The 452-nt window shown below is 65.6% G+C and carries 1 protein-coding gene; it reads right to left on the reverse strand.

The genetic code is table 11. The annotated features are described in order from the left end of the window. Positions 1–452: Ig-like domain-containing protein (locus AC1DH9_RS30965; RefSeq protein ID WP_477809564.1), on the reverse strand; the 452-nt coding region annotated here is incomplete at both ends.

Genomic DNA, 452 nt, shown 5'->3' on the forward strand with positions numbered 1-452 from the left:
TGCGCCAGATGATCGAAGTCGCTCCCCGGATTGAACACCAGCTGGTTGCCGACCACGCTGGCCGTGCCCTTGCTTGCCGGCGCGCTGGCCGAGTTCAGCGTGAACAGGTGGCCGTCGTCAGCGTCGGTGTCGTTGGCCAGCACGTTGATGGTCAGGGTCTGGTTCTCCGTGCCGGCGGCCGTATCGGCCACCGCCACCGGCGCGTCGTTGGTACCAGTGATCGTCACGCCCACCGTAGAGCTCGAGAGTGCGCCGTGTTCGTCCTGCATCTGGTAAYTGAGCGTCACGTGCTCGACCGCACCCTGCGCCAGATGATCGAAGTCGCTCCCCGGATTGAACACCAGCTGGTTGCCGACCACGCTGGCCGTGCCCTTGCTTGCCGGCGCGCTGGCCGAGTTCAGCGTGAACAGGTGGCCGTCGTCAGCGTCGGTGTCGTTGGCCAGCACGTTGAT

This window comes from Pseudomonas sp. 05T35, assembly GCF_056396605.1.